The following is a 26414-nucleotide window of genomic DNA, read 5'->3' as shown; positions in this document are numbered from 1 at the left end:
AAATCAGCGGCGGAGGATGTGGATGGCGACGGTGGCGGATGGTGCGGCTGAAATTCCGCCGATCACGTTCGGAACGCGCGTCACTTATGGTGCCGGAGCCATCGCCAACGGGGTCAAGAACGCCGCCTTCACCAGCTATCTGCTATTCTTTTATAGCCAGATCATCGGCATTTCCGCCTCCATCGTCGCTACCGCCGTCGCCTGCACGCTGATTATCGACGCGGTTGCCGATCCGCTGATCGGGCGCTGGTCGGACAATACGCGCAGCCGCTGGGGACGGCGGCATCCGTTCATTTATGGCTCGGCGATCCCGACCGGCTTCTTCTTCTTGCTGGCATGGTTTCCGCCCAGCGGAATGAGCGACCTCCAGACCGGCCTGTGGATCTTCGCCACCGCCGCGATGACGCGCGTGTGCATTAGCGCGTTCGAGATCAACACATCGGCGATGACCCCGGAAATGACCGAGGATTATGGTGAGCGCACCAAGCTGTTCGGGCTGCGCTGGTGGTTCGGCTATGCCGGGACATACGGTTTCACGACGATCTGCCTGCTGACCTTCTTCGCCGCGACCGCCGCCTATCCGCGCGGCCAGCTCAATCCGGCGGGCTATTCCGGGTTCGCCATCGCCGGTGCGCTGACCATCGTCGTAGCAATCCTGCTCTGCGGGCTCGGCACGCACAACCGCATCCCGTATCTGCGTCAGGCGGTGGTGCGCAGCGAACCGATGCCGCTGATGACGCATCTGCGTGAGATGGGCGGGGCACTGAAGAACCGCGCCTTCCTGTCGATCTTCGGCTTCGGCGTGCTCAAATACTCCGCCATCGGCCTTTACAGCGCGACGCAGCTGTTTTTTCTGACCTATCTGTTCAAGGTCAACGCCGCGCAAATGGCGATCCTGACGATCGACAGCCTGGTCGCCGCCACGCTCGCCGCGCCGCTCGCCCCGGTGATGTCGCGCTGGGTGGGCAAGCGAACCAGCTCGATGATCTTCGCGGTGCTGGGCGTCGCAATCGGCCTTTCGCCGCTGTTCCTGGCGGCGAATGACCTGTTCTTCGTGCCGGGCGATCCCCGGCTGGTGCCCACGCTGTTCGTGATCGGTGCGGTCTATGGCGCGATGGTCGCAATCAGCCTCATCAACACATCTTCGATGCTGGCGGATGTGGTCGAGGATAGCGCGCTAAAGACCGGGCGGCACGAGGCGGGGACGTTCTTCGCCGCCGCCAGCTTCATGCAGCAATGCTCCACTGCGGTCGGCATCTTCCTCGCGGGCAAGCTGTTGGTCTGGTCCGATTTTCCCGACAAGCCTGCACCGGGCCAGGTGACCGACGCGATGATCCAGAGCCTAGCCTTCCACTATATCCCGATGTCGATCGGGCTGTGGACGCTCGGCGCGCTGTTCCTGATTTTCTATCCGATCACCCAGGCGAAGCATGAGGAAAATGTCGCCGCCTTGCGGGCGCGCGAAGCGGAGGCGAAGGCGCGCGAAATGGACAATGCGGCGCTGGGCGGCCCCGGCCGCTGAATCCGGATTGACGCGACGCCCGCCATACCGCACATTCAAAATATGGACGGAGCGGCGCAATCGCTCCGGTAAGGAGAGAAAATGGCAACCGTGGCTGAACCCGTGGCGGCAACCGGCATCGACGCATTTCGCGCCGAAGTGCGCGAATGGCTGGCGCAGAACTTCCCCGCATCGCTGAAGGGCAAGGACAATGCGATGTCCGCGGTCGAGGGGCCGGGCGAGCTGTCCCCCGAACAGGATGCGTGGCGGCGCGCGATGGGCGACAAGGGCTGGGGCGTCCCGACCTGGCCGCGCGAATATGGCGGCGGCGGGCTGAGCCGTGCCGAGGCCAAGATATTGCAGGAAGAAATGGGCCGTATCGGCGCATGGAACCCGATCGGCGGCATGGGCGTGATGATGTTCGGCCCGACCTTGCTGGAATATGGCAGCGAGGAACAGAAACGCGAGCATATCCCGGCGATCGCCAGGGCCGAAGTCCGGTGGTGCCAAGGCTATTCGGAACCCAATGCCGGATCCGACCTCGCCAATCTTCAGACCTTCGCCGAGGACAAAGGCGACCATTATCTCGTCAACGGCCAGAAGACGTGGACGTCGGGCGGCCAATGGGCCGACAAATGCTTCTGCCTCGTCCGCACCGACAAGACCCAGAAACAGGGCGGCATCACCTTCCTGCTGATGGACATGGATGCGCCCGGGGTCGAGGTGAAGCCGATCCAGATGATTTCCGGCATGTCGCCCTTCTGCGAAACCTTCTTCACCGATGTGAAGGTGCCCAAGGAAAACCGCGTCGGCGCGGAGGGGCAGGGCTGGACGATCGGCAAAAGGCTGCTCCAGCATGAGCGGACCAATTTGTCGGGCGGCGGGTCTGCGTTCCGCATGGGTGGGCCGTCGTTGTCGGACATGGCCAAGAAATATGTCGGTTCGGATGCGGAGGGCCGCATCGCCGATCCGGATTTGCGAGCACGGATCGCCAAGTTCGAGATGGACTGGCGCGCGTTCCTGTTGACCGCGATGCGGGTTCAGGCGGAATCGAAGGCGGTCGGCGGGGTGTCCGAAGTCTCCTCGATCCTGAAAACGGTCGGCACCAAGCTGGGGCAGGAACGCGCCGAGCTGATGATCGAGATTCAGGGGATGCAAGGGCTGGGCTGGGAGGGCGAAGGCTTCTCCGCCGCCGAGTTGCAGGGCGTGCGCGGCTGGCTGTTCGGCAAGGCGACGACAATCTACGGCGGATCGACCGAGATCCAGAACAACGTGATCGCCAAGCAGATACTGCGGATGCTGGATCATCAATAGCCGTCACCCCAGCGAAAGCTGGGGTCTGGTGGCACTGAGCGTTTCCCTCGCGGTAGGAGATCCCAGCTTTCGCTGGGATGACGGGGGAGCGGAGGACGACGAGGGAATCTACAATGGCCGTTCTGACCGAAGAACAGACGATGCTGCGCGACATGGCGCGCGATTGGGCGACGAACGAGAGTCCGGTAAACGCGTGGCGCAAGGTGCGCGATGCCGACACCGCCGCCGGGTTCGACGCGGGCGCATATTCGACGATGGCCGAAATGGGCTGGACCGGGATCATCATCCCCGAGGCGCATGGCGGCAGCGATTTCGGCTGGCTGAGCCTGGGGCTGGTGATCGAGGAGCTGGCCAAGACGATGACGGCCAGCCCGCTGGCGGTGTCGGCGGCGGCCGCATCGGCGATTTTGCTGGGCGGGAGCGACGCGCAGAAGGCGAAGTATCTGCCGCGTATCGCCAGTGGTGAACTGGTGGCGACGCTGGCGGTGGACGAAGGGCCGCGCCACGATCCGGCGGGGATCGCCGCGAAGGTCGAGGGCGGCACGCTGTCCGGGGCCAAGGCGTTCGTGGCCGAGGGCGACAGTGCGGGGCTGTTCGTGGTCGCCGCGAGCGACGGCCTGTATCTGGTCGAGGCCGGGGCGGGCGTCACCGTAACGCGCCGCCATCTGGTCGATTTCCGCAGCCATGCCGATGTCGCGTTCGACGGCGCGGGGGCGGACAGGCTGGCGGATGGCGGCGATGCGCTGCTGGACAAGGTGCTCGACCGCGCCGCGATCCTGACCTCAGCGGAAATGTTGGGCATGGCCGGACAGTCATTCGACACGACGTTGGCCTATCTGAAACAGCGCGTGCAGTTCGGACAGGTGCTGGCGACGTTCCAGGCGATCCAGCACCGCATGGCGAACCTGTTCAGCGAGATCGAGGTAATGCGGTCGGTCGTCGAGGTGGGCTTGGCGGCAATCGACAGCGGAGCGGATACGCGCCAGGCCGCATCGCTGGCCAAGGGCAAGGCCAATGAGGTCGGCCATCTGATGAGCCGCGAACTGATCCAGCTCCACGGCGGCATCGGTATGACCGATGAATATGACGCCGGGTTCGTCCTGAAACGGATGCGCGTATTGGAGCAGCAATGGGGGAATACCGCGTATCACCGCGACCGGTTTGCGCGGTTGGGCGGGTTTTGAAGGCCAGTAATTAGCCCCATGCTTTAGCAAATCTGTCCGCGAGGTTGTTGCAACCGATGAACCCTGCAAAATCGGAAGCACAATTAGCGGCGGATATTGGTGGAATGCGAGCGTGCCAAACCTTCTCCAGAGGGAGAAGGATACCGCAGCTTGGCAGCTTGCTGCCTAGCGGAGGTTGGATGAGGGGACCCCGCGCTCTCGATGGGGTGATCCCCTCACCCAGCTCCGACTAGAGCCGCGTGAAGAACGCGAACCTAGTCTGCGCAACCCTCTCCCGACGGGAGAGGGAATGCAGTCCTCCATCGGGTCGTTAGCGGCCTGTCCGCTCTGACGGCGCGCCCGTGGTTTCCTCTTTTGAGGGCCACCACAAACCGCCGTCGGCAACGAGTCGTCAAATCAGATTTTCGAACCTTCGTTCAACATACCCCCATATGGCCGCAACCCCCGGTGACATATATGCCTCAGGTGAGGATAGGTGGCAATTCGCAACGGTTTTGTTGACTTGACCGATGGCCCGAGAATCGATCTATTCGAGTTTGCGGTATGGAAACGATAGAGTGTTCCGGCCAAACGGGAGTGGGATCTATGAAGAAGCAGCTATTGGTGGCGTGCGGATTCTCGGCGCTGGCGATCGGGGTGGCCTCGCCGGCTTATGCACAGGACGGTGAGAGCGAAATCGTCATTACCGGTTCGATCATCGCGGGCACGCCCGAGGATGCGGCGCTGCCGGTCGACGTGATCGGTGCCGAGGAACTGTCGAAACAGGGCAATCCGTCGACGCTGGAACTGGTCAAGGCGCTGCCGACATCGAGCGCGTCGCTGGGCGATTCCAACCAGTTCGACAGCCGGTCGCAGGGTGCCGAGGGCATTGCCACGGTCAATCTGCGCGGCCTCAGCCCGCAGCGCACTTTGGTACTGCTCAACTCGAAACGGCTGGCCACGTCGGGTAACGGCGTCCCCTCGGTCGATATCAACATGCTGCCATCGGCGGCGCTGGGACGCGTCGAAATCCTGAAGGACGGCGCGGCGGCGACCTATGGTTCCGAAGCGATTGCGGGCGTGGTCAACTTCATCACGCGCACCAATCAGCGCGGCTTTCAGGGTGCGGCCAGCTACAAGTTCATCGACGGCTCGGATGGCGATGTCGATCTGTCGCTCAGCTATGGCCATGTCGGCGAGAATCTGCGTGTGCTGTTCGCCGCGGGCTTTCAGAAGCGCGGTCAGCTGATGGCGAAGGAACGCGACTGGGCGATCCGGCCCTATGCCGAAAATCCGCAGGGCGGCTGGACCGGCGGCGGCAACCCCGCCAACTTCCTGTTCCTGAGCGCGGCGGGATCGCCGGTGACCGGCGTGGTCGGTGACGCATCCTGCGCCTCGCTGGGCGGGTTCGTCGGCGCGGACGCCCGCTGTTCCAACCAATATTCGGTCTATGACAATCTGGTCGAGCTGGAAAAGCGCGGACAGGCGTTCGTCGATGTCGAGATCGACATCACGCCGTCGATGACGTTCCAGACGACGTTGCTGTACGGCCGCACCACCGTGCCGCACTATCTGACCTCGCCATCCTATCTGTTGACGCAATCGCCATCGGCGGTGGCGGCGGCGGGGACGCCCTATGCGCCGTTCGCCGCCCTGTTCGGCAGCGGCTTTTTCGCGCCGAGCGAGAATCCCGGTCTGGTCGCCTATCGTGCGGCCAATGCGGGCACGCCGGCGGGGGCGGGCGTTCTGTTCCCGACCCTGTTGTTCCGCCCGTTCCTGCTTGGCGGCAATCCGGGGACGCTGAACGACGAGACCGAGCCGGGCTCGTCGCGCGGCATGCGCAAGAGCGAATCCTTCCGCGCGACCGCCGAACTGCGCGGCGAGATCAGCGCGAATTTGAACTACAACCTCAATTTCACCTATCATAACTATTATCGCTACATCGACGGTACCGATTCCTATGGCGATCGCGTGCAGCGTGCGCTGCTCGGTTTCGGCGGGCCGAATTGCACCGGCAGCACGCCGGGTGCGAACGGGTGCATGTGGTTCAACCCGTTCGGCAATGCGGTGACACGTAACGCGGCGACCGGCGCGACCAACAGCCAGGGGAACGGGCCGGCAAATTCGTCCGTGCTGACCGACTGGTTCTTCGTCAAGTCGTTCACCCAGGTCGATACCGAACTGACGGTGGTCGAAGGATCGATCAGCGGCGGCACCGGCTTTTCGCTGCCCGGCGGCGAGGTGCAATTCGGCATTGGCGGCCAATATCGCAGTGAATCGATCGACACGACCTATGGCGCAGCCAACAATCTGGCGCAGAATCCGTGCCGCGAATCCCCGCTCAACGGAAACACCAATGCGGCGGCGTGCTCGGGCGGTCGTCCGGCGACCGGCGCACTGGGCTTCCTAGGCACCAACCGCAACTCGTCTTTGTCGGGCAGCGTCTATGCCATCTATGGCGAAATGCAGCTGCCGATCCTCGACACGCTGAACGTCCAGCTGGCGGCGCGCTACGAAGATTATGGCGGCAATATCGGTTCGACCTTCGATCCGCAGATTCGCGCACGCTGGCAGGTGACCGACTGGCTGGCACTGCGCGGCGGATACGGCACCACCTTCCGCGCGCCGACCCTGGCCAACGTATCGACCAACGGCGTGGTCGCGTTGCAGATCATCGACACCGCGTTCCGCCCGATCGACGTGGTCGGCAATCCCAATCTGATCCCGGAATCGTCGACCAACTATGGCGGCGGCATTCTGTTGAACGCCGGTGGGTTTACCGCCAGCCTCGATTATTACCGCTATGACCTGAAGGATGTGATCGTCACCGATCCGCTGATCGCAATGGTCAACACGCTGTTCCCGGCGGGTGCAGGCAACACCTGTGCCACCAACGCCGCACTGGCCGCGCGCTTCACCTTCTCGACCGGACCCTGCACGGCGGCGACGACGCGCACGGCAATCTCGCGCGTGCGCACCGAGTTGCAGAACGGCGCGTCGATCACCAACGAGGGCATCGACGCCTCGGTCGGCTATCGTAACAACGAGATGTTCGGCGGGGCCGCGCGTTTCGGCATCGGCGGCAGCGTGACCTATACGCTTCAGAACCGCATCGGCGATATCTCGGTCGCGGGCACCTTGGTTCAGGCGGGCTATGACGGGGTCGGGCTGCTCAATTACCAGACCACGCTCTATCCCGTGCCGGAGTGGAAGGGGCAGGGCTATCTGGAGCTGGGCAGCGGTCCGGTCGATGCGCGGCTGACCGTGACCTATATCGACGGGCTGTACGATCAGCGCGCCGATACGACGGCGGCGGGCATCTATGGCCCGAACGCGGCACTGGGCGGCGCGCGCGTGACCGGCGGCGCGAACATCGAAAGCTATACCAGCGCCGATTTCACCATCCAGTTCGCCATCACCGACAGCGTCACCCTGTCGGGCAGCGTCTATAACATCTTCGATCAGGATCCGCCGTTCGCGCGGGAGGATTACAACTACGAGCCGTTCGTCGGCAATCCGCTGGGCCGCAACTTCAAAATTGGCGTCGCCGCCAAATTCTGAGGTTGGTGTCCAATGAGGCTTCGTCGTGCGACAACACGGCGAAGCCTCCTTTTTTTGTGATGGAGTGAAGTGCGTATGGCGAGCAGTTCCGGCATAGATGGGCCGACAACGCCTGCTCCCGACACCGCACAGGTCGACGCGATCGCCATGAAGCGCCGGACGGCGACGCTGATCCTGCTCACCGCCGCCTATTTCTTCAGCTATATGGACCGGCAGATCCTTGCGATCCTGCAGGAGGACATCAAGGCCGAATTGCTGCTGAGCGACACGCAGCTGGGCCTGCTCGCGGGTTTCGCCTTCGCCATTTTCTACGCGACATTGGGCTTGCCGGTCGCGCGACTCGCCGATCGCGGCAATCGCGTCAACATCATCGCCATCGCACTTACCCTGTGGAGCGCGATGACCGCCGTGTGCGGGCTGGCACAGAATTTCGTGCAATTGTTGCTCGCGCGGATCGGCGTGGGGATCGGGGAGGCGGGATCGAGCCCGCCTAGCCATTCGATCATCGCCGATCTCTATCCGCCGGAAAAGCGCGCAGGGGCGATGGGCATCTATTCGCTGGGCGTGGTGCTGGGTGCGGCGGGCGGCACGATGATCGGCGGCACGCTGGCGCATTTCTTCGGCTGGCGTGTGGCGATGTTTGCGGTCGGTATCCCCGGCATCTTGCTCGCTATCATCATCAAGATGTTTGTGATCGAACCGCGTCGCGGGCTGTCCGATCCGTCGCAGACGCAGACGCAGACGCAGACGCACACGCATGGCGACATGCCGAGCTTCGGCACCGGTTTCCGCACGCTGTTTGCCAATCGCGCCGCGCTGCATCTGGTGATGGGCGTCACCATCACCTCGCTGATCGGCTATGGCCACACCGCGTTCGGTCCCAGCTTCCTGATCCGCACGCTCGGGATGGACAAGCTTCAGCTCGCGTCGATCGTCGCCCCGGTGGGCGCGATTTGCGGCACGATATCGGCGGTGATGGGCGGATGGCTGGCGAACAAGGCGGCGGAGCGGTGGGGGCTGCACAGTCAGGCATGGCTGGTACTGGCGATGAAGGGCGTGGGACTCCCGCTCTCCTTCCTGTTCTTCGCCTCGTCCGATCCGTGGGTGGCGGTGCCGATCTACTGGTTCTCGCTATTGCTGGTGAACTCGTATCTCGGCCCGACCTTTGCGCTGATTCAGGGGCTGGCACCCTTGCGCATGCGCGCGCTGTGGGCGGCGGTGACGTTGCTGGTCATCAACCTGATCGGCCTGGGCCTCGGCCCGACGATGATCGGCGTCATCAGCGACGCGCTGAAGCCGACCTATGGCGATGCCGAGGCGTTGCGGATGGCGATGCTGACCTTCGCCGCGGCAACGCCTTGGGCGCTGTTCCATTACTGGCGCGCGGGAGTGTGGTTGAAGCGACAGGCTGCGACATGAGCAGCCGGACCGAATTGGATAAATTGGTGCGCTTGTAACAGCGGAAACAGCCGGTAATGTACCCCGGTAGTAGTGTTGCGGGGGCAGGCATGAAACTCTGGTTTGTGGTGCTATTGATCGGCGCGATTTACGCCGCACTCCGGTTCCTGATCATTCCCGCGTCTGAGAAGCGATGGCAGTCCGACGGAACACTTCGCAAATACGCCCGGGCAGGCACTGTAACTGCACTCAGGACCGTTGAGGATTTTCTGAAAATAGCGCTATTTGTATTTGTAATCGCTTTTGTTTTGTTGAGCTTGCTCACGCTGATCGCGCCGGTATTCGGCGCGTCGCTGTTGAATGCGACCTATGGGTTCGTCCTGCGCGTGAACGAGATTATTGGCCCTGCGCAAAGCATTGTCGGCGGCTTTGCGCTGTGGACGGCGTTGCTTGCCATTTTCTGGATGGCGTGGCGGATGCGACGGTCGAATCTCGCCGATTCGCTGGACAGCGAGCGGAAGCGGCAGATCGACACAATTCTCGCGGATGATGCTGCCTATCTCGATCTTCCGCCGACCGAGCAGATGCAGCAGATCGAGCAGAATATTTCGACCTGTGACGGGGTTGCGGCGCAACTCGCCGAAATGCCTGATGCAGAAAGTCAGGGCAAACTGAAGCAATTGCTCGACATGCGCGACACGATGGTCACGCAATATACGTTTCTGGACGTCGATCGACGCATCGACCTTACCCAGGTCCGGGTGGAGGAACCCGCGACCGGTGGCTTCTGGGGCGCGCTTCGCCTTGGATTGTTCAGCAAGGGCGCGCAAAATACGATCACTTCGACAAGCAAGCTGCTGAAACGGGGTGGGACGGCGGTCGCGTGCTTCCTCGTTCTGGGGGTGACCGCGCCGGTACTGGCCAATCAGGGCATTATCCCCGCGTTGGGATCGATCAACGACATCCAGGTGTTTCGCACGCAACAGGATGCGCAGAACAGCCTGAAGCAAGTCGCAAAGCAGGTCGCCGCCCGCCCGCCGGTTGTGTCCGCCGAGGAAGAGGCGGGTGCCAGCGGTTCATATCATGTTGCAGCCCGGCAATTCGCACGCGCTCTGGTTTCGTCGCCGGACTGGCGCTCGTCAGTTACGCGCGTCCATCCCGAGATGGCGGTGCGACCCGCGGGGTTGCAAGCTGCGGACCGATTGATCGAGGAGATCGTCATCCGCGATACGATTCTGCGCGATTTTGCGCAGAACGCATCGGGGCGGGCATCTGCGATGCGCGGCATGTCATTTGCGAGCGATACCGCACTGCCCGAAACCGCTCGCCAGCAATATGGCGAATTTCGGGACTTCGTTGCGCGACGGTCGGTCGAGAGCAATAGCGGCGAGACGGCAGTCAACCGGATCGAGAAATGGATTCGTGCGAAAGCGGATGCATCGCCCGTGTTTCGCGCGCGTCTTGAGGCCGGGCTTGCGTCATTTCGGCAACCGGCTTCGCTTGGAGATATGTTCGGTGGCGTCCTCGATGAAGCGCTTTCGGCCTCGATCGACGGCGCCTTGCCTGATCCCGCTGACCGTGCGCGCATCGACCGGATGGGAAGCGAGGCCAAGGGCGCGATCAAGGATGCCGCGTCGCGGATGCTTCAATCCAAACTCGCCGATTTCCTCAACGATATCGAAGCCGGCACGAACTACGCGTCGTCGATCGACCGCGTGCGAAAGGGCGCGCGGGTTCCGGCATTCTTCATGCAAAGCGAAGCCGATCTGGCACGCACATTGTTGAGGAACGGGGACGCCAACGCACAGCGCGTCGCGAGTACTGCTGCCGATCTTCACCCGACATTGCAGCGCAGCGATCCGCCCCAGGCGACGGCGCGGGTGGCGCGCGCCGTAGAAGACCTGCGTCCGATGGTTTCCAGCAGCGAGAGCCTGCGCAGCGCAATCGAAGGATCAGTCGGCTCCTATGAGGACCTGTTTCCCGGGCGTGCCCAAGCCTTGAACGAGTCGCCATTGGGTCGTGCGCTAACGAAATCCTACGGGTCTAGCGTCCCCGTGCCGCCTTCGATCGCGCAGGCTGCTGCAGGCGGTGGCGGTGGCGGCGGCGGCGGGATCGGCGGCGGCGGCGATGCGAGCAAAAGCACACGATCCGCAAGTGCCGGCTCAGCGTCCAGAAGCTTCAGTCGCCTGCGCGGATCCGTGCGCGTGGGTGGCGTGCTGATCGGGACCGATCCGCAAGGTGATGGTAAGATCAATGTCGATGATATCACATGGACGAGCAAGGGTCCGATGTTCGACATCTTCCTCCGCCAGAACGGTAAGGCAATACCGGTAGGGCAGTTCGACGGTGAGATGGTACAGCAGGCGCTCGCCTATGCGGCGGACGCGCGCCCGACCACCGTGACCATGACGTCGGGGCCGCTCATGCCCAGCATCCTACGCGTTCACATCCATCCGGCCCTGGTAGACTCGGCGCTGGGCTGTGAAATGATGGAATTGGACCGCTTCGTCGATGCCGCCACCGGAGAATGGCCGGAACGCAGTTTGTGGTCGATGATCGTTGCGACCCAACTGGCGGTCTATAACGCCGCCACGGGTGATGACGATGCGCTCGGCATGTTCGCGGATGATCGCGGACCGCCCTTTGCCCTGGCCGTCAACACGGCATTCGCGGACCGCTGGCGTGAGCGCGACGCCGTATCATCGATTTTCGCGCATGACCCCCAACGGTTCGACATGTCGCTCGTTGCGCGGATCAAGGAATGCCGACCGCAAGTTGCAGAAGGACAGCAAGCGTTTCTGAATTGCGTAAAGGCTGCGCCGGTCAACACCGCACGCTATCAATCGCAGCCCTATGCAATCTGGAGCGGTGTGCGCGAGAAGGACTATCCGATGACCGTCGCCAGCATTGCGCGATCGGCAGCGGGATCTTCCAGCGATCATTTTGTGCGGTTCATGCTGCAAATCGCCTTTGAGCGCGAACAACCATGCGACGATGAGGCGTGCGCCGGGGTGGAGCCTGTTGGGCCGTGGGAGTTTCCCGTAATTGCTGACGGGATCGGCGACCGCACACTGGCATTCGCACGGGGCAATCCGCTGGCGAGCCGGATACTAGGCCGGGCAGACCAGTTCACGCAATTGCAGCGCCTCTTCCGGACTGGCCTGTCGGGGCGGCTGGGCGACGCATTTCCCCGGCACCGGCTCATTGCGTTGATGGCCGATGCTGCAAAGGCCGATCCAATCGATGGCGTCACGACACCGGACTGGAATCAGCCGCGCAATCTTGCGCAACAGCTCCTTGGTCGTTTGCGCCAGGACGCCGGCAGCAATCCGATGGCGAGCCAATCGCGCGCGCGATTGACCTATCTGGAAAGCGTGTTGCACCCTGATTCGGGTGAACGTTTTGCGGGATCGGAAACCTGTCGCGGCGGCACCTTGGCACTGCGTTAGGGCGGAGCTAGCCCCCCAGCACCCGATCGTCGAACAACCCGAACACCACGGTCGACGCGTAGAAAGCGATCGCCCGGTCGCGCGGCATCGTGCCCGCCCATTTGCGCATGTCGAACGCGGCGTTCTGCATCGCCATCATCGTCTGGCTCGCCACCAGCGGATCGATCGGGCGGATCGATCCCTCGGCGATGCCGTCCGACAGCATGCCCGCATAGCGGCGCGCGATGCGGTTGGAGCGATCGACCATCGCGGTGCGGACGCGCGGGGGCAGGCCGGACAGCGCGGTCGTGCGCAGCAATGGCCCGCGCTGTGAAAACTGGAAGTCGAGCAGCGTCGTGATCGTGCTGGTCAGCCGGTGCCACTGGTTGCCGCCGGTCTCCTCCGCCAGCCGCTGCGCATCGGCGATGATGTCGAAGCTGCGGCGATAGCATTCGATCACCAGTTCGTCCTTGGCATCGAGATGGTGGTAGAAGCTGCCCTTGGTCACGTTCAACTCGCTGGCGATCTTCTGCACCGACGCGCCGCGATAGCCGAGTTCGTTGATCAGGCGGGTGGCGGCGAGCAGGAATGCCTCGCGCCCCGGCTCGGCCTCGTCATGCACCAGGTCGAGCATCTGCGGCTGCCAGACGGAATCCGTGGCGGCGATGCCGTTGCGGAATACGTCCATCAGCCGGGCCGCGACGCGCGGATATTCGTCGAGTTCGTACCGCACCAGCCAGGCGGGCAGCCAGAAGGTATTCTCCAGCAGCACATGCGCGCGCCCGCCGCGCAGATCGGTCTCGGCCCGCGTCCCGTCATTGCCCCACAAAGCGCGCGTCTTGCGGAAAATCTGTTGCCAGCGCTGCATCAGTCGGGCGCGCATCTCGCCTTCCATGGCGCGCAGGTCGGAGAGGATGGCGAACGCCTTTTCTTCACCGCGATGGATCTGCGCCAGCCGCTCCATGTTGATTTCGATATAGCGGGCAACGCGCGCCTCCGGCGTCCTCTCCTTGTGCGCCGCGTCCAGCATCTCGTCGAGCCGGTCGAGCGTGACGTCGAAACAGGCGGCGGCAAGGTCTTCCTTGCGCTTGAAATAATAGGTAACGCTGGTGGTATTGAGGCCGACGCGCTGCGCCACATCGGCAAAGGTCATACCCTTGGCGCTTTGTTCGTTGATGACGTCAGCCGCCGCCGCGAGGATCGCGTCGCGCTTGGCCCTGAACCGTTTTGTTTCCCCGCGCGCCTCGGTTGGCACCGCCTCTTCCGCTTCCATTGGAACAGACTAGCAGCTTTGATTCGAAGAAACAGTCCTAAAGCTATATTGTGCGTTTGCGAGTGTGACGCGGCGGAAATTTGGTGGTCGACGCACTTTACCGAAAACTGGGTATGGTCTAGGCGAGTCGAAACGAGCCAGATTGAGGAGAGGTTGTATGGACTTTACGCTGACCGAGCGGGAAACCTATTTCCGCGATCGCGTGCGCGGGTTCATCGACCAGCATATCGCGCCGCGCACCCCCGAATATGTTGCGCAGGTCCGCGAAGGCGAGCGCTGGAAGGTGATTCCGGTGATCGAGGAATTGAAGCCGGTGGCGAAGGCGCAGGGGTTGTGGAATTTCTTCATGCCGCCGCATTCGGGCCAGCGCCATGTCGACGACAGTTTCGAGTTCGAGGGGACGCAACTCACCAACCTCGAATATGCACTGTGTGCCGAGGAGATGGGGAAGGCGGGCTGGGCGTCGGAGGTGTTCAACTGCTCCGCACCCGACACCGGCAATATGGAGGTGCTGCATCGTTACGGCACGCGCGAGCAGAAGGACCGCTGGCTCAACCCGTTGATGAATGGCGAGATTCGCTCGGCATTTCTGATGACCGAGCCGGACGTGGCCTCGTCCGACGCGACCAACATCCAGACGTCGATGGTCCGCGACGGCGACGAATATGTCATCAACGGCCGCAAATGGTGGTCGTCGGGGGTGGGCGATCCGCGCTGTCAGATGCTGATCGTGATGGGCAAGACCAATCCCGATGCGTCGCGCCATTCGCAGCAAAGCCAGATTCTGGTGCCGATGGACGCGGCGGGCGTGAAGGTCGAGCGGATGCTTTCGGTTTTCGGGTATGATCACGCGCCGCATGGCCATGGCGAGGTCGTGCTCGACAATGTCCGAGTACCGGTGGAGAATCTGCTGCTGGGCGAGGGACGCGGGTTCGAGATCGCGCAGGGGCGGCTAGGGCCGGGGCGCATCCACCATTGCATGCGCTCGATCGGGGTGGCCGAAAACGCGCTGGAGGCGATGTGCAAGCGGCTGGTCAGCCGCGTCGCGTTCGGCAAGCGCATTTCCGACCATTCGATCTGGGAACAGCGAGTGGCGGAGGCGCGCTCCAATCTCGAGATGATGCGGCTGCTGTGCCTGAAGGCGGCGGACATGATGGACAAGGCCGGCAACAAATCGGCCCAGCTCGAAATCGCCATGATAAAGGCGATGGGGCCGCGCATGACGCTGCAGATCCTGGACGACGCGATTCAGGCGTTCGGTGGCGCGGGTGTGTCGGGCGATACGCCGCTGGCGAGTGCGTGGGCGAGCATGCGCACGTTGCGCTTTGCCGACGGGCCGGACGAAGTTCACAACCGGGCGGTCGCACGCAACGAGTTCGGCAAATATGGGGACTATAAGATCGATCGTCCGTCGAGCGGCGACATGGCGGCGGCGCGTTAAGGGAGCGGAAGTTGAAAGCGGCAGTCCTGTTCGAGGCCAATCGGCCCCTCGAAATCCACGATATCCAGGTGTCGAAACCCGGCCCGCGCGAAGTGCTGATCCGCACCGCCGCGTGCGGGGTTTGCCGGTCGGACCTGCACTTCGTCGATGGCGCCTATCCGCATGTCATGCCGACCGTGCCGGGGCACGAAGCGGCCGGCGTGGTCGAGGCGGTGGGGAGCGATGTCACCAAATTGCGACCGGGCGACCATGTCATCACCTTCTTCACCGTATTTTGTGGATCGTGCGAGTTTTGCGTGTCCGGGCGGCCGTCGCTGTGCGTGGATTCATCGACCAAACGCCCGAAGGATGCGCCGCCGAAGCTGTCGCTGAACGACGGCACACCGGTCGCGCATTTCCTGAACCTGTCGGCCTTCGCCGAGCAGATGCTGGTCCACGAAAATGCCTGCGTCGCAATCAGCAGGGACATGCCGCTTGATCGCGCCGCGTTGCTGGGCTGCGCGGTGATGACCGGGGCCGGGTCGATTTTCCGCGACAGCAAGGTGATCCCCGGCGACACGGTGGCAGTAATCGGCTGCGGCGGCATCGGCCTAGCCGCGATCAACGCCGCGAAGATCGCGGGCGCGGGCAAGATCGTCGCGATCGACCCGGTGCCGGAAAAGCGTGCGCTGGCGCGCAAGCTGGGCGCGACGCACGACTATGACGCGATGGCCGACGATGTGGTCAAACAGGTGCTGAAGCTGACCGATGGCGGGGTGAATTACGCGATCGAGGCGGTCGGGCGGCCGAGCAGCGCGGAAATGGCCTGGAACGTGCTGCGCCGGGGCGGCACCGCGACGATCCTGGGCATGATCGCGCCGGGGCAGTCGGTCAGCATCCCCGGGCCGACCTTCCTGTCGGGCAAGAAATTGCAAGGGTCGCTGGCCGGATCGATGCAGTTCCCGATCGACCTGCCGCGTCTCGTCCAGATGTATCTGGATGGCGTGCTCGACCTCGACACCATGGTCGCCGAGCGCATTCGTCTGGAGGATATCAACCATGCGTTCGACAATCTGCGCAAGGGCGATGCCGTGCGATCCGTGATCGAGTTCGCATGAGCGTGAAAGCGGGTGCGATGGAGGCGGTGACCGACCTCGACACCGGGCGGCTTACCGCGTGGATGGCGGCGAATGTCGCGGGATTCGTCGGGCCTTTGACTTACGCCAAGTTTCCGGGCGGCCAATCGAACCCCACCTATCGCATCGACGCCGCCAGCGGTTCCTATGTGCTGCGCCGCAAGCCCTTTGGGCCGATCCTGCCCTCGGCCCATGCGGTGGACCGCGAATATCGGCTGATCGCGGGGCTGCATCCCACGGGCTTCCCCGTCGCACGTCCCTATGGCCTGTGCGAGGACGACGCCGTCATCGGCTCCGCTTTCTACATCATGGAGCGGGTCGAAGGCGTCAATTACTGGGACGGCGCCTTGCCTGACAAGACGCCGGAACAGCGCAGCGCGATCTATTTCGAAATGTGCGACCGGCTGGCCGAACTGCATAACACCGATTTCGCAGCAGCAGGGCTGGCGGAATACGGCAAGCCCGGCAGCTATTTCGAGCGGCAGGTGGGGCGCTGGACCAAGCAGTACCGCCTCGCCCAGACCGACGATTTGCCCGATGTCGAGCGGCTGATCGAATGGCTGCCGCGCACATTGCCGCCGCAAACGCGCACCAGCATCGTCCATGGCGACTATCGCATCGACAACATGATCTTCGACGTCGATGCGCCGCGCGTGAAAGCGGTGCTCGACTGGGAATTGTCCACGCTGGGCGATCCGATGGCGGATTTCAGCTACCTCCTGACCAACTGGATGATCCCCGCCAATGGCGCGTCGGCTATTGAAGGGATTACCGGGCCCAAGACGGGCATTCCAACTGTCGAGCAGATGGTCGAGCGTTACTGCGCGGCGACGGGGCGCGACGGCATACCCGACCTCAACTGGTATTTCGCCTTCGGCCAGTTCCGCCTGATGAGCATCGTCCAGGGGATCAAGCGCCGCATGCTGGATGGCAACGCCAGCAACGCCCATGCTGAGGAGACGGCGGCGCGGGTGCCGGGGCTGGCGGCGAGTGCGTGGGCGTTTGCGGTGAAGGCGGGGGCGTAAGACATGAAATTGTTCGACCTGACCGGCAAGGTCGCCATCGTCACCGGCTCCTCGCGCGGGATCGGCAAGGCGTCCGCCGAGGCACTGGCGGATCATGGCGCGAAGGTCGTCATTTCAAGCCGAAAGCAGGATGCGTGCGACGAGGTCGCTGCCGCGATCAACGCGAAACATGGCGAGGGCACCGCGATCGCCGTCGCGGCCAGCATTTCGGACAAGGCGGCGCTCCAGAAGCTCGTCAACGAAACCCGCGCCGGGTTCGGGCGCATCGACATCCTCGTCTGCAACGCCGCGTCCAACCCCTATTACGGGCCGCTGGCCGACATCGCCGATGACCAGTTCCGCAAGATCCTCGACAACAATATCGTCTCCAACCATTGGCTGATTCAGATGACCGCGCCGGAAATGCGCGAGCGGCGCGATGGCGCGATCATCATCATCTCCTCGATCGGCGGCCTGCGCGGGTCGCCGGTGATCGGCGCGTATAACGTATCGAAGGCGGCGGACTTCCAGCTCGCCCGCAATTACGCAGTCGAATACGGCCCCGACAATGTCCGGGTGAACTGCATCGCGCCGGGCCTGATCAAGACCGATTTCGCACGTGCGCTGTGGGAAAATCCGGAGGCGGAGGCGCGAGTGAACAAGGGCACACCGCTGCGCCGTCTGGGTGAGGCCGAGGATATCGCCGGGGCGGTCGTGTACCTCGCATCCCCGGCGGGGGCATACATGACCGGACAGGCGATGGTCGTCGATGGCGGGGTGACGATCTGATGGCGCGCTTCATCGACAAATCGATCATCGTCACCGGTGCAGGCTCCGGCATCGGCCGCGCCGCCGCAATACTGTTCGCCGCCGAAGGGGGCCGGGTGATCGTCGCCGACAAGAGCGACGGCGCGGACGAAACCGTGCGGTTGATCGCCGATGCGGGCGGCACGGCAAAGGCGATCCGCATGGATGCCGGCAGTGAAGCCGACGTGATTGCCACCATCGATCTTGCGGTGGCGGAATATGGCGGCCTCGACATCCTGTTCGCCAATGCCGGGATTTCCGGCGGCATGGCCAATATCTTCGACACCTCGCCCGAATTGATCGCCGAGGTGCTTCGCGTAAACCTGATCGGCCCATTGCTCGCGATCAAACACGGCGCGCCGAAAATCGCGGAGCGTGGCGGCGGCGCGATTGTCCTGACCGCCAGCGTCGCGGGCATCCGTTCCGGCGCGGGCAGCCCGGCCTATTCGGCGTCGAAAGCTGGCGTCATCAACCTCGCCGCCGTTGCCGCACAGCAGCTTGCCGGGTCGAACGTCCGCGTCAACGCGCTCTGCCCTGGCCTGACCGAAACCGGCATGACCAAACCGACCTTCGACTATGCGCGTGAGGCGGGGAAGATGGACCGCGTCGGCCGCCTCAACCCGTTGCGACGCGGGGCACAGGCGGAGGAACTGGCGCGCGCCGCCCTGTTCCTCGCGTCCGACGACGCAAGTTACGTCAACGGACAGGCGCTGGCGGTCGATGGCGGCCTGTCGTCCAGCCATCCGGTCACCCGTCAGGAATACGGCAAAACCGCTGTTTGACAGCCGCGCCAAAGCCCCGCATTTTCGCTGCGAAAGCAGGGGAGGGCAGGCATGCGCAACTGGATCATCGGCGCGGCGGCATGCGCGGTTCTGGCCACCTCGATGCCCGTCGTCGCGCAGGATGGTGGTGATGGCGAGATCATCGTCACCGCGATGCGGCGCCTGAGTCCCGATGGCGATCCCGTCAGCGTCCGCGAGATCGTGGTCTCCACCCCCGCCGCCGCGCAGATGCTGCGCCGCACCGCCGACTTCGCGGTGCAACAGGTCGTCGTGGTAAGCGACACGATCGACGAAGACGCCGCGCATGGCGAGATTCAGTCGATGATGCGCAAGGCGATCGACCTGTCCGCCAAATCGGGCGTCCAACTGGCCAGCGGCGAGATCGTCGTCGAGCCGCTCACCGCCGGCAACTATAAAAACCTCAAGATCGACGAAATCGACGAAGGCGATGTCGACGGTGAGGCGGTCAAGTTTCTGGTCAAAGTCCCGCTGGCAGCGGGCATCGACGCCAAGGCGGCGCTCGCCCGGATCGACACCTTTATCAAAGCGGTCCCAGCGGTCGGTCGTGCCGAGATGAAGGCCTATAGCGAACTCACGCTGAGCGTGGTCAATCCCGAGCAATATCGCGGTAGCATCATCGATCTGGTAGCAAAGGACACGCTGGCGACCAGCGGACGTTTTGGCACCGGCTATGGCGTCGAGGTCGGGGGGCTGGATCGCCCCGTCCAGTGGAAACGCGCCGGCCTGACCGAGGTGCTTTTGTTCCTGCCGTCGGACGCAAAGGTGCGGCCGCGTGATTGATCCGGGGAGGGTGACAATGCGATTATTGTCCAAAGTGCTGATCGGCGGAACGATGCTGTCGTTGGCGATGCCGGCGCTGGCGCAGGAAGTGATCGTCACCGCGCAACGGCGCGGTTTCGGCGGGGACGGCAGCTACAGCAACGGGGTGATCGCGGCGTCGCGCCCGATCATCAACCTGAAACGCACCGCAGATTTCGCGGTCCAGCCGGTGCGCGTGGTCGGCGACGCGCGTGACGCGACGGCGCGCAAGGCCGATCTGCGTGCGACCATCGCCAACATGATCGCCGGCGCGGCAAAGGCCGGAGTCGAACTGGCGATCGGCGAGTATGTCCTGACGCCGCTGACGCTCGCTGAATATGGTAATCTGCGCTTCTCCGGTGACGGTCGGCCCGATACCGACCAGACGTTTTTTCTGGTCAAGGTGCGGCTGACCCCCGGCATGGATATCGCCACCGCCAAGGCGACGGTCGCGCGCTTCGTCGAAGCGGTGGCCAAGGCTGGGCGGACGCAGGTCAGCATTTCGGGTGAGCCGACGCTGTCGGTGGTCAATCCTGATCAGTATCGCGGCCAGATCATCGATTTGATCGCCGCCGATGCCGCCGCTTCCGCCGCGAAGTTCGGGACTGGTTCGGGCGTCGATGTCACCGGCCTCGACCGTCCCGTCGAATGGGCGCGTGGCGGGCCGACCGAGGTGTTTCTGTTCCTGCCGTCGAGTTATACGGTGCGGAAGCGGTAAGGGCCTGTCTCCTCTCCCGTCGGGAGAGGGTTGCGCAGACTTGGGTCTTGCGAAGCAAGGCCTTAGTCGGAGCTGGGTGAGGGGATCACCCTATCGATAACGCGGCGTCCCCTCATCCAACCTCCGCTAGGCAGCAAGCTGCCAAGCTGCGGTATCCTTCTCCCTCTGGAGAAGGTTTGGAACCCGCGAACCCGTTACCCTCGAATCCGCATCAGCCCTTCCTGCGCGACACTCGCCACCAGCCGCCCGTCGCGGGTGAAGATACGCCCGCGGTTGAACCCGCGCGCATGCCCCGCCCACGGGCTGTCGGTGGCATAGAGCAGCCATTCGTCCGCACGCAGCGGTTCGTGCAGCCACACCGCATGATCCAGGCTGGCCGATTGCAGCTTGCCGGTCATCCAGTTCACCCCATGCGGCAACGTGGCGGTCCCGAGCAGCATCATGTCGCTGGCATAGGACAGGATCGCGCGGTGCAGCGCGGGATCGTCAGGCAGCGTCGCGGCGGCGCGGAACCAGCTATATTGCTGCGGCTCGGTCTTGGCTGGCTTGAACCAGTTGCGCGGGGAGCAGGGTCGGATTTCGATCGGTCTCGCGCGCAGGAAGAACGGACGAAAGCGCTCGGGCACTTCGTCGCGGATTTCGTCGCGCATCTCTTGTTCAGAACGCAAATCCTCCGGCATCGGCACGTCGGGCAATGGGTCCTGATGCGACAGTCCTTCTTCCGTGCGATGGAACGACGCGATCATGTTGAGGATCGGCTGCCCCTGTTGCAGCGCGATCACGCGGCGGTTGGCGAAGCTGCCCCCGTCATAATCGCGCACCACGCGATAGATGATCGGGTGGTCCTCGTTCCCCGGCCGCATGAAATAGGCATGGAGCGAGTGCGCGGCCTTGTCCTCGACCGACCGTTGCGCGGCCTGCAGTGCCTGTCCGATCACCTGTCCGCCGAACACGCGCCCGACGCCCTCGGGCTGGCGCGCGCCGCGATACAGATCGACATCGATCCGCTCGACATCGAGCAGGTCGATCAGTTGCGCGACCTGTCCCGCCGCCGTCTCCGCGCGTTTGTATTCGTCGCTCATTTTCACTCCTTAAGCCCCTCCCCTTCAGGGGAGGGGTTGGGGGTGGGGCTTGTCAGTCTCACCGAGACCAGTGGCCAAGAGGATAGGCCCCACCCCAACCCCTCCCCTGAAGGGGAGGGGCTTAGAAGGGTCAATATCCCGCCGCCGTCGCCAGCGCGTTGGCGTGGAAATTACTGTCGCCGAACATCTCGGCCAGCACGCGTCCGCGCTTCATGTAGAAACCGATATCATATTCGTCGGTCATGCCGATGCCGCCATGCATCTGCACGCCTTCCTGCACGGCGAGGGTCGCGGCAAGCCCGGTCATAGCCTTGGCCACCGACACCGCTTCGGCCGCCCTCGCATCCCCGGCATCGAGCAGTTGCTGCGCCTTGAGCACCGCAGCACGCGCGACTTCCATTTCGGCGTAGAGGTGTGCCGCGCGGTGCTGGAGCGCCTGGAAACTGCCGATCAGGACGCCGAACTGCTTGCGTTCTTTCAGATAGGCGACGGTCATGTCCATCGCGCCGCCGCCGACGCCGAGCATCTCCGCCGACGCGCCGGTGCGGCCCGCGTTGAGCAGCTTGGAAAGGACACTGCGCCCGCCATCGACATCGCCGATCACGGCGTCGGCATCCAGTTCGACGCCGTCGAACGTCACGCGCGCGGCAATGCTGGAATCTGCCAGCCGCTGCGGGTCGGTGGTCAGACCCGCCGTATCCTTCGGCACCGCGAACAAAGTGACGCCATCGGCATCGTCCGGCGACCCGGCGGTGCGCGCCGCGACGATCAGCAGGTCGGCGACATGGCCGTGCGTGACGAACTGTTTCTTGCCCGAGAGCTTGAAGCCATTGCCTGAGCGTTCGGCCTGCATCCCGACAGCATTACCGTGCTTGGCCCGCTCGTCGATCGCCAGCGCCGCGACGGTCTCGCCCGCGAGGATGCCGGGAAACCAACGGTCGCCATGCGCGGTCCCTTTCAGGGCTTCGACCGCAGCAATGGCGGTGGTGAGGAACGGGGAGGGGGAGAGGTTGCGCCCGACCTCCTCCAGCACGACGCCCGCCTCGACATGGCCGAGGCCAAGGCCGCCGTCAGCCTCCGGGATCAGGATGCCGGTAAAGCCCATTTCGGCGAACTGCTTCCATAGGTCGCGAGAAAAGCCGGTCGCGTCGTTCGCATCCCGCAGCGCGCGCATATGGCCGACCGGGGCGGCTTCACCCACAAATTGCTGCGCAGCATCGCGGAGCATGGTCTGTTCGTCATTGAGGTAGAGCGGCATATTTTCTTCCTGTCGTCATCCCCGCGGAAGCGGGGACCCGTCTCCTGACTTTGCGGCCCAGTTCCCGGGGTGCGGGAGATGGGCCCCCGCTTTCGCGGGGGTGACGATCAGGACGGGAGCTCGAGAATGCGTTTGGCAATGATGTTCAGCTGCACCTCACTCGTACCGCCCTCGATCGAGTTCGCCTTGGTCCGCAACCACGCACGCGGCTTCGCCCCGCCGTTCGATGCTTCGCTTTCCCATTCCAGCGCGTCAGACCCGCCGGTCGCCATCACCAGCTCGTGGCGCGACTTGTTCAGCTCGGTGCCGTAATATTTCATCATGCTCGGCTGGGCGGGGTGGGCGCGACCGGCCTTCAACTCGTCCAGAAACCGCTCCGACATCGCCGTGAACGCTTTCGACCGCACCTCGAACAGCGCCAGCTGAGCGCGCAGGATCGGGTCGCTCAGCCGCCCGTCATCGTCCAGCCCGACGCTGGCCTTCGCCCCCTCGATCAGCGGATTGCCGCCGGGGCCAGCCAGTCCCATGCCCGAAATCATCTCGCGCTCATGGCCGAGCAGATATTTGGCGACGTCCCAGCCCTTATTCTCCTCGTGGACCCGGTTCGCCTTGGGCACCTTCACATTGTCCATGAAGGTTTCGCAGAAGGGCGAATAGCCGGAAATCAACAGGATCGGCTTGGTCGAGACACCCGGCGATTCCATGTCGAACAGGACGAAGCTAATGCCCCCCTGTTTCGATTCCTTCGACGTGCGGACGAGGCAGAAGATCCAGTCGGCCTTGTCGGCATAGCTGGTCCACACCTTCTGTCCGTTGACGATATAATGGTCGCCTGCATCCTCGGCGCTGGCGGCGAGGCTGGCGAGGTCGCTGCCCGCATTCGGCTCCGAATAGCCTTGGCACCACCGGATTTCGCCGCGCGCGATCTTGGGCAGATGCTCGAGCTTCTGTTCCTCGGTGCCGTATTTCAGCAGCGCCGGGCCCAGCATCGAAATGCCGAAGCTGTTGAGCGGGTTGCGCGCCTTGATCCGCCCCATTTCCTCGCGGACGATCTTGGCCTGCGCCGGGGACAGCCCGCCACCGCCATAGGCGACCGGCCAGTCCGGCACGGTCCAACCGCGCGCGGCCATGCGATCCATGTACAATTTCTGGTCCGGGTTCCGGCTGTAATCGGCTTTCCGCCCACCCCAGTTGGCATCGCCCTCACCCCGCACCGGCTCACGCATCGATGCGGGAACATTGGCCTCAAGCCACTCGCGGGTTTCAGCGCGGAAGGTTTCCAGATCGTCGGTCATGTCGGTTCCTTGGGTGCTCGCATGATCTGGATCATCTCCACCTCATGCCCTTCCGGATCATGGACGAATACCAGCCGCATGCCGGGCAGATCGACTGGTCCCATCAACGGCGTCGCGCCGTTGGCGAGCGCATGCGCCAGCGCAGCGTCGAGATCGCGGGTGATAAAGCCGACCGGGCCGTGGCCATTGCCGACCGTGACCTCTCGCCCGTCAGTATGGTGGTAGAGGACGAGGTTGAAGGTCTGACCCGGCAGCACCAGCATCACTTCCTCCAGCCCTGGCAGTGCGATCCGGTGCTGCACGGCGAACCCGAAGGTTGCGGAGTAGAACCCGATCATCGCGTCCAGATCGCGGACGACCAGCTTGAAGAAATTGAACTTGAAGCCCAGCGCCTCAACCGAAACCGGCGCCTCCGCGATGGCCGCCTCAGCCATTGAAGCGCTCGGCCTTTTCGGCCTTTTCGCGCAGCAATTGTGCGACCTCAAAGCCGTGCTTCTCCAGCCCGGCGACGATCGTCTTCAGCCCGACCGTGTCGGCCCAGAACATCGGGCCACCGCGATAGACCGGCCAGCCATAGCCATAGATCCACACCACATCGATGTCCGACGCGCGCTGGGCCATACCCTCCTGCAGGATCAGCGCGCCTTCGTTGACCAGCGTGTAGAGCGTGCGCTCGATCACTTCCTCGTCGGTCACGTCGTGCTGAACCGCGCCGCTCTTGGCGCGGAACTCCTCGATGATCTCCGCCACGCGCGGTGACGGCGACGGGTTCCGCTTCTCGTCATAGTCATAGAAGCCAGCCTGCTTCTTCTGGCCCCAGCGTCCCTCGGCGGCCAGCGCGTCGCGGATGCTTTCGATGCGGGTGGGATCGCGGTGCCAGCCGATATCGACCCCGGCCAGATCACTCATCTGGAACGGTCCCATCGGCATGCCGAACTGCACATGGACGCGATCGACCTGTTCCGGCGTCGCGCCTTCCATCAACAGCTTCATCGCCTCGACCTGACGCGGCATCAGCATGCGGTTGCCGATAAAGCCGTGACAGACGCCCGCGACCACCGCGACCTTCTTGATCTTCTTCGCCACGTCCATCGCCGTCGCCAGCACGTCATGCGCCGTCTTCGCGCCCCGTACGATTTCCAGCAGCTTCATGACGTTGGCTGGCGAGAAGAAGTGGAGGCCGACGACATCCTGGGGCCGCGAGGTGCTGGCGGCGATCTCGTCGACATTCAGATAGCTGGTGTTCGACGCCAGGATCGCGCCCGGCTTGGCGATCTTGTCGAGCTTGCCGAACAGCTCTTTCTTGACGTCCATATTCTCATAGACCGCCTCGATGATCAGGTCGCAATCGGCCAGATCATCCAGGCTGAGGGTGGGGGTGAGCGCGCCCATCGCCGCCTCGACCTGCTCGCCGGTGATACGACCCTTCGCCGCCGACCCTTCGTAATTCTTGCGGATCGTGCCGGTGCCGCGGTCCAGCGCCTCCTGCTGCATCTCGACGATCGTCACCGGGATTCCGGCGGACAGGAAGTTCATCGAAATGCCGCCGCCCATGGTGCCCGCGCCGATCACGCCGACGCGCTTGATCGGGCGCAACTGCGTCCCCTCCGGCACGTCGTCGATCTTGGCGGCCTTGCGCTCGGCAAAGAAGATGTGGCGCATCGCGGCGGACTGCGTGCCCATGATCAGCTTCATGAAGCCATTGCGCTCGCGCTGAACGCCCTCGGCATAGGGGAGGGACGCGGTTTCCTCGATCACGCTGATGATTTCGGCCGGTGCATCGAAGCCACGGAAGCGCTTGGCGTTCTCCTTGCGGAAGGCGTCGAACACGCCGTCCTCGACCGGCACCGGCTTTTCGCTGGCGCGCGGCAGGGGCCGTGCGTCGGCGACTTCATTGGCGTAGGCAACAGCGTCGGCGGTCAGGCTGTCCTCACCCGCCAGACGATCGACCAGCCCTGCGGCCTGCGCATTCTTCGCCGAGATCGGATCGCCCTTGGCCGCCATTTCGAGCGCCAGCTTCACGCCAGCGACACGCGGCAGCCGCTGCGTCCCGCCCGCACCGGGCAGGATGCCCAGCTTCACCTCAGGCAGCCCGAATTTCGCCGAGGGCACGGCAATGCGGTAATGGCATGCCAACGCGACTTCGCACCCGCCGCCAAGAGCAGTGCCGTGGACGGCGGCAACCACCGGCTTCTCGCTCGCCTCGATCGCGTCGACCAAAGTCGGCAAGCCCGGCTCCTGCATCGGCTTGCCGAATTCGGTGATATCCGCTCCGGCAAAGAAGGTGCGCCCGTCGCAACGGATTACCGCCGCCTTCAGGCTGTCGTCGCCGTTCAGTTCCTTGATCGCGGCGTCCAGCCCCTGACGGACCGCAGCGCCCAGCGCGTTGACCGGCGGGTTGTTGGAGGTGATGACAAGGACGTCGCCCTGACGTTCGGTGGTGATGACGGACACA

At 63.8% G+C, this 26414-nt stretch carries 19 protein-coding genes; 13 read left to right on the top strand and 6 right to left on the bottom strand.

All coding sequences use genetic code 11. The features are described 5' to 3' along the window. The first annotated feature begins 22 nt into the window (after positions 1 to 22). The 6 genes from U1702_RS08410 to U1702_RS08385 all read left to right on the top strand — a co-directional run bounded on the left by U1702_RS08410 (position 23) and on the right by U1702_RS08385 (position 12386). Positions 23 to 1522: an MFS transporter gene (locus U1702_RS08410; RefSeq protein ID WP_332723562.1), complete on the top strand. Its 1500-nt coding sequence runs from the start codon at positions 23 to 25 to the stop codon at positions 1520 to 1522. 81 nt (positions 1523 to 1603) lie between these two features. Next, the gene (locus tag U1702_RS08405) at positions 1604 to 2815 is read left to right on the top strand and encodes an acyl-CoA dehydrogenase family protein (protein WP_332723561.1); all 1212 of its coding nucleotides are present in this window, start codon (positions 1604 to 1606) and stop codon (positions 2813 to 2815) included. Between the two features lie 113 nt (positions 2816 to 2928). Next, positions 2929 to 3999 (top strand): acyl-CoA dehydrogenase family protein, encoded by a 1071-nt coding sequence (locus U1702_RS08400; protein WP_332723560.1) that lies wholly within the window; start codon positions 2929 to 2931, stop codon positions 3997 to 3999. Between the two features lie 585 nt (positions 4000 to 4584). After that, complete coding sequence (locus tag U1702_RS08395) at positions 4585 to 7539, top strand: TonB-dependent receptor domain-containing protein (protein ID WP_332723559.1); 2955 nt, start codon at positions 4585 to 4587, stop codon at positions 7537 to 7539. A gap of 75 nt (positions 7540 to 7614) precedes the next feature. Continuing rightward, the gene (locus U1702_RS08390; protein WP_332723558.1) at positions 7615 to 8958 is read left to right on the top strand and encodes a spinster family MFS transporter; all 1344 of its coding nucleotides are present in this window, start codon (positions 7615 to 7617) and stop codon (positions 8956 to 8958) included. Positions 8959 to 9248: 290 nt separating this feature from the next. Next, positions 9249 to 12386, top strand: a complete 3138-nt coding sequence (locus U1702_RS08385) for a hypothetical protein (protein WP_332723557.1) — start codon at positions 9249 to 9251, stop codon at positions 12384 to 12386. Between the two features lie 7 nt (positions 12387 to 12393). Here U1702_RS08385 and U1702_RS08380 read toward each other — a convergent pair whose 3' ends face one another. Beyond that, complete coding sequence (locus U1702_RS08380) at positions 12394 to 13638, bottom strand: TetR/AcrR family transcriptional regulator (protein ID WP_332723556.1); 1245 nt, start codon at positions 13636 to 13638, stop codon at positions 12394 to 12396. A 157-nt stretch (positions 13639 to 13795) separates the two neighbouring features. Here U1702_RS08380 and U1702_RS08375 point away from each other — a divergent pair, with 157 nt between their 5' ends. The 7 genes from U1702_RS08375 to U1702_RS08345 are packed head-to-tail and all read left to right on the top strand — an operon-like array spanning position 13796 to position 20324. Then, entirely contained in the window at positions 13796 to 15079 is a 1284-nt protein-coding gene (locus tag U1702_RS08375) for an acyl-CoA dehydrogenase family protein (protein WP_332723555.1), read from the top strand. Between the two features lie 11 nt (positions 15080 to 15090). Further along, entirely contained in the window at positions 15091 to 16176 is a 1086-nt protein-coding gene (locus tag U1702_RS08370) for a Zn-dependent alcohol dehydrogenase (RefSeq protein WP_332723554.1), read from the top strand. Then, positions 16173 to 17219 carry a phosphotransferase family protein gene (locus U1702_RS08365; RefSeq protein ID WP_332723553.1) on the top strand — a complete coding sequence of 349 codons (1047 nt, stop codon included), beginning with the start codon at positions 16173 to 16175 and terminating at the stop codon, positions 17217 to 17219. Before U1702_RS08370 ends, U1702_RS08365 begins: the two co-directional genes overlap by 4 nt. 3 nt (positions 17220 to 17222) lie before the next feature. Further along, positions 17223 to 17987 carry an SDR family oxidoreductase gene (locus U1702_RS08360; RefSeq protein ID WP_332723552.1) on the top strand — a complete coding sequence of 255 codons (765 nt, stop codon included), beginning with the start codon at positions 17223 to 17225 and terminating at the stop codon, positions 17985 to 17987. Beyond that, positions 17987 to 18787: an SDR family NAD(P)-dependent oxidoreductase gene (locus tag U1702_RS08355; protein ID WP_332723551.1), complete on the top strand. Its 801-nt coding sequence runs from the start codon at positions 17987 to 17989 to the stop codon at positions 18785 to 18787. The genes U1702_RS08360 and U1702_RS08355 overlap by 1 nt, the downstream gene beginning before the upstream one ends. A 51-nt stretch (positions 18788 to 18838) precedes the next feature. Beyond that, positions 18839 to 19588, top strand: a complete 750-nt coding sequence (locus U1702_RS08350) for a TonB-dependent receptor (protein WP_332723550.1) — start codon at positions 18839 to 18841, stop codon at positions 19586 to 19588. Between the two features lie 16 nt (positions 19589 to 19604). Beyond that, on the top strand, positions 19605 to 20324 hold the full coding sequence (locus U1702_RS08345; protein ID WP_332723549.1) for a TonB-dependent receptor: 720 nt from the start codon (positions 19605 to 19607) through the stop codon (positions 20322 to 20324). Positions 20325 to 20518: 194 nt separating this feature from the next. On the opposite strand, the gene U1702_RS08340 is transcribed toward U1702_RS08345, so the two are convergent. The 5 genes from U1702_RS08340 to U1702_RS08320 all read right to left on the bottom strand — a co-directional run bounded on the left by U1702_RS08340 (position 20519) and on the right by U1702_RS08320 (position 26413). Further along, positions 20519 to 21406: an acyl-CoA thioesterase gene (locus tag U1702_RS08340; protein ID WP_332723548.1), complete on the bottom strand. Its 888-nt coding sequence runs from the start codon at positions 21404 to 21406 to the stop codon at positions 20519 to 20521. Between the two features lie 130 nt (positions 21407 to 21536). Beyond that, on the bottom strand, positions 21537 to 22664 hold the full coding sequence (locus tag U1702_RS08335; protein WP_332723547.1) for an acyl-CoA dehydrogenase family protein: 1128 nt from the start codon (positions 22662 to 22664) through the stop codon (positions 21537 to 21539). Between the two features lie 107 nt (positions 22665 to 22771). Then, entirely contained in the window at positions 22772 to 23959 is a 1188-nt protein-coding gene (locus U1702_RS08330; protein WP_332723546.1) for an acyl-CoA dehydrogenase family protein, read from the bottom strand. Next, entirely contained in the window at positions 23956 to 24393 is a 438-nt protein-coding gene (locus tag U1702_RS08325) for a VOC family protein (protein ID WP_332723545.1), read from the bottom strand. Before U1702_RS08325 ends, U1702_RS08330 begins: the two co-directional genes overlap by 4 nt. After that, a complete protein-coding gene (locus tag U1702_RS08320; protein WP_332723544.1) occupies positions 24386 to 26413 on the bottom strand; it encodes a 3-hydroxyacyl-CoA dehydrogenase NAD-binding domain-containing protein in 2028 nt (675 codons plus the stop codon). The genes U1702_RS08325 and U1702_RS08320 overlap by 8 nt, the downstream gene beginning before the upstream one ends. Position 26414 lies beyond the last annotated feature (1 nt).

This window comes from Sphingomonas sp. LT1P40 (assembly GCF_036663835.1).
Classification (GTDB): Bacteria; Pseudomonadota; Alphaproteobacteria; order Sphingomonadales; family Sphingomonadaceae; genus Sphingomonas.
Note: the sequence above shows the minus strand (reverse complement) of the source record. Positions and strands in the feature narration are given on the sequence as shown.

What these genes read in the sequence shown, in the direction of transcription:
- U1702_RS08365 (WP_332723553.1), top strand. Translation starts at nt 16,173, where the DNA reads ATGAGCGTGAAAGCGGGTGCGATGGAGGCGGTGACCGACCTCGACACC.
- U1702_RS08375 (WP_332723555.1), top strand. Translation starts at nt 13,796, where the DNA reads ATGGACTTTACGCTGACCGAGCGGGAAACCTATTTCCGCGATCGCGTG.
- U1702_RS08355 (WP_332723551.1), top strand. Translation starts at nt 17,987, where the DNA reads ATGGCGCGCTTCATCGACAAATCGATCATCGTCACCGGTGCAGGCTCC.
- U1702_RS08405 (WP_332723561.1), top strand. Translation starts at nt 1,604, where the DNA reads ATGGCAACCGTGGCTGAACCCGTGGCGGCAACCGGCATCGACGCATTT.
- U1702_RS08360 (WP_332723552.1), top strand. Translation starts at nt 17,223, where the DNA reads ATGAAATTGTTCGACCTGACCGGCAAGGTCGCCATCGTCACCGGCTCC.
- U1702_RS08340 (WP_332723548.1), bottom strand. Translation starts at nt 21,406, where the DNA reads ATGAGCGACGAATACAAACGCGCGGAGACGGCGGCGGGACAGGTCGCG.
- U1702_RS08380 (WP_332723556.1), bottom strand. Translation starts at nt 13,638, where the DNA reads ATGGAAGCGGAAGAGGCGGTGCCAACCGAGGCGCGCGGGGAAACAAAA.
- U1702_RS08390 (WP_332723558.1), top strand. Translation starts at nt 7,615, where the DNA reads ATGGCGAGCAGTTCCGGCATAGATGGGCCGACAACGCCTGCTCCCGAC.
- U1702_RS08335 (WP_332723547.1), bottom strand. Translation starts at nt 22,664, where the DNA reads ATGCCGCTCTACCTCAATGACGAACAGACCATGCTCCGCGATGCTGCG.
- U1702_RS08400 (WP_332723560.1), top strand. Translation starts at nt 2,929, where the DNA reads ATGGCCGTTCTGACCGAAGAACAGACGATGCTGCGCGACATGGCGCGC.
- U1702_RS08345 (WP_332723549.1), top strand. Translation starts at nt 19,605, where the DNA reads ATGCGATTATTGTCCAAAGTGCTGATCGGCGGAACGATGCTGTCGTTG.
- U1702_RS08350 (WP_332723550.1), top strand. Translation starts at nt 18,839, where the DNA reads ATGCGCAACTGGATCATCGGCGCGGCGGCATGCGCGGTTCTGGCCACC.
- U1702_RS08410 (WP_332723562.1), top strand. Translation starts at nt 23, where the DNA reads ATGGCGACGGTGGCGGATGGTGCGGCTGAAATTCCGCCGATCACGTTC.
- U1702_RS08395 (WP_332723559.1), top strand. Translation starts at nt 4,585, where the DNA reads ATGAAGAAGCAGCTATTGGTGGCGTGCGGATTCTCGGCGCTGGCGATC.
- U1702_RS08330 (WP_332723546.1), bottom strand. Translation starts at nt 23,959, where the DNA reads ATGACCGACGATCTGGAAACCTTCCGCGCTGAAACCCGCGAGTGGCTT.
- U1702_RS08325 (WP_332723545.1), bottom strand. Translation starts at nt 24,393, where the DNA reads ATGGCTGAGGCGGCCATCGCGGAGGCGCCGGTTTCGGTTGAGGCGCTG.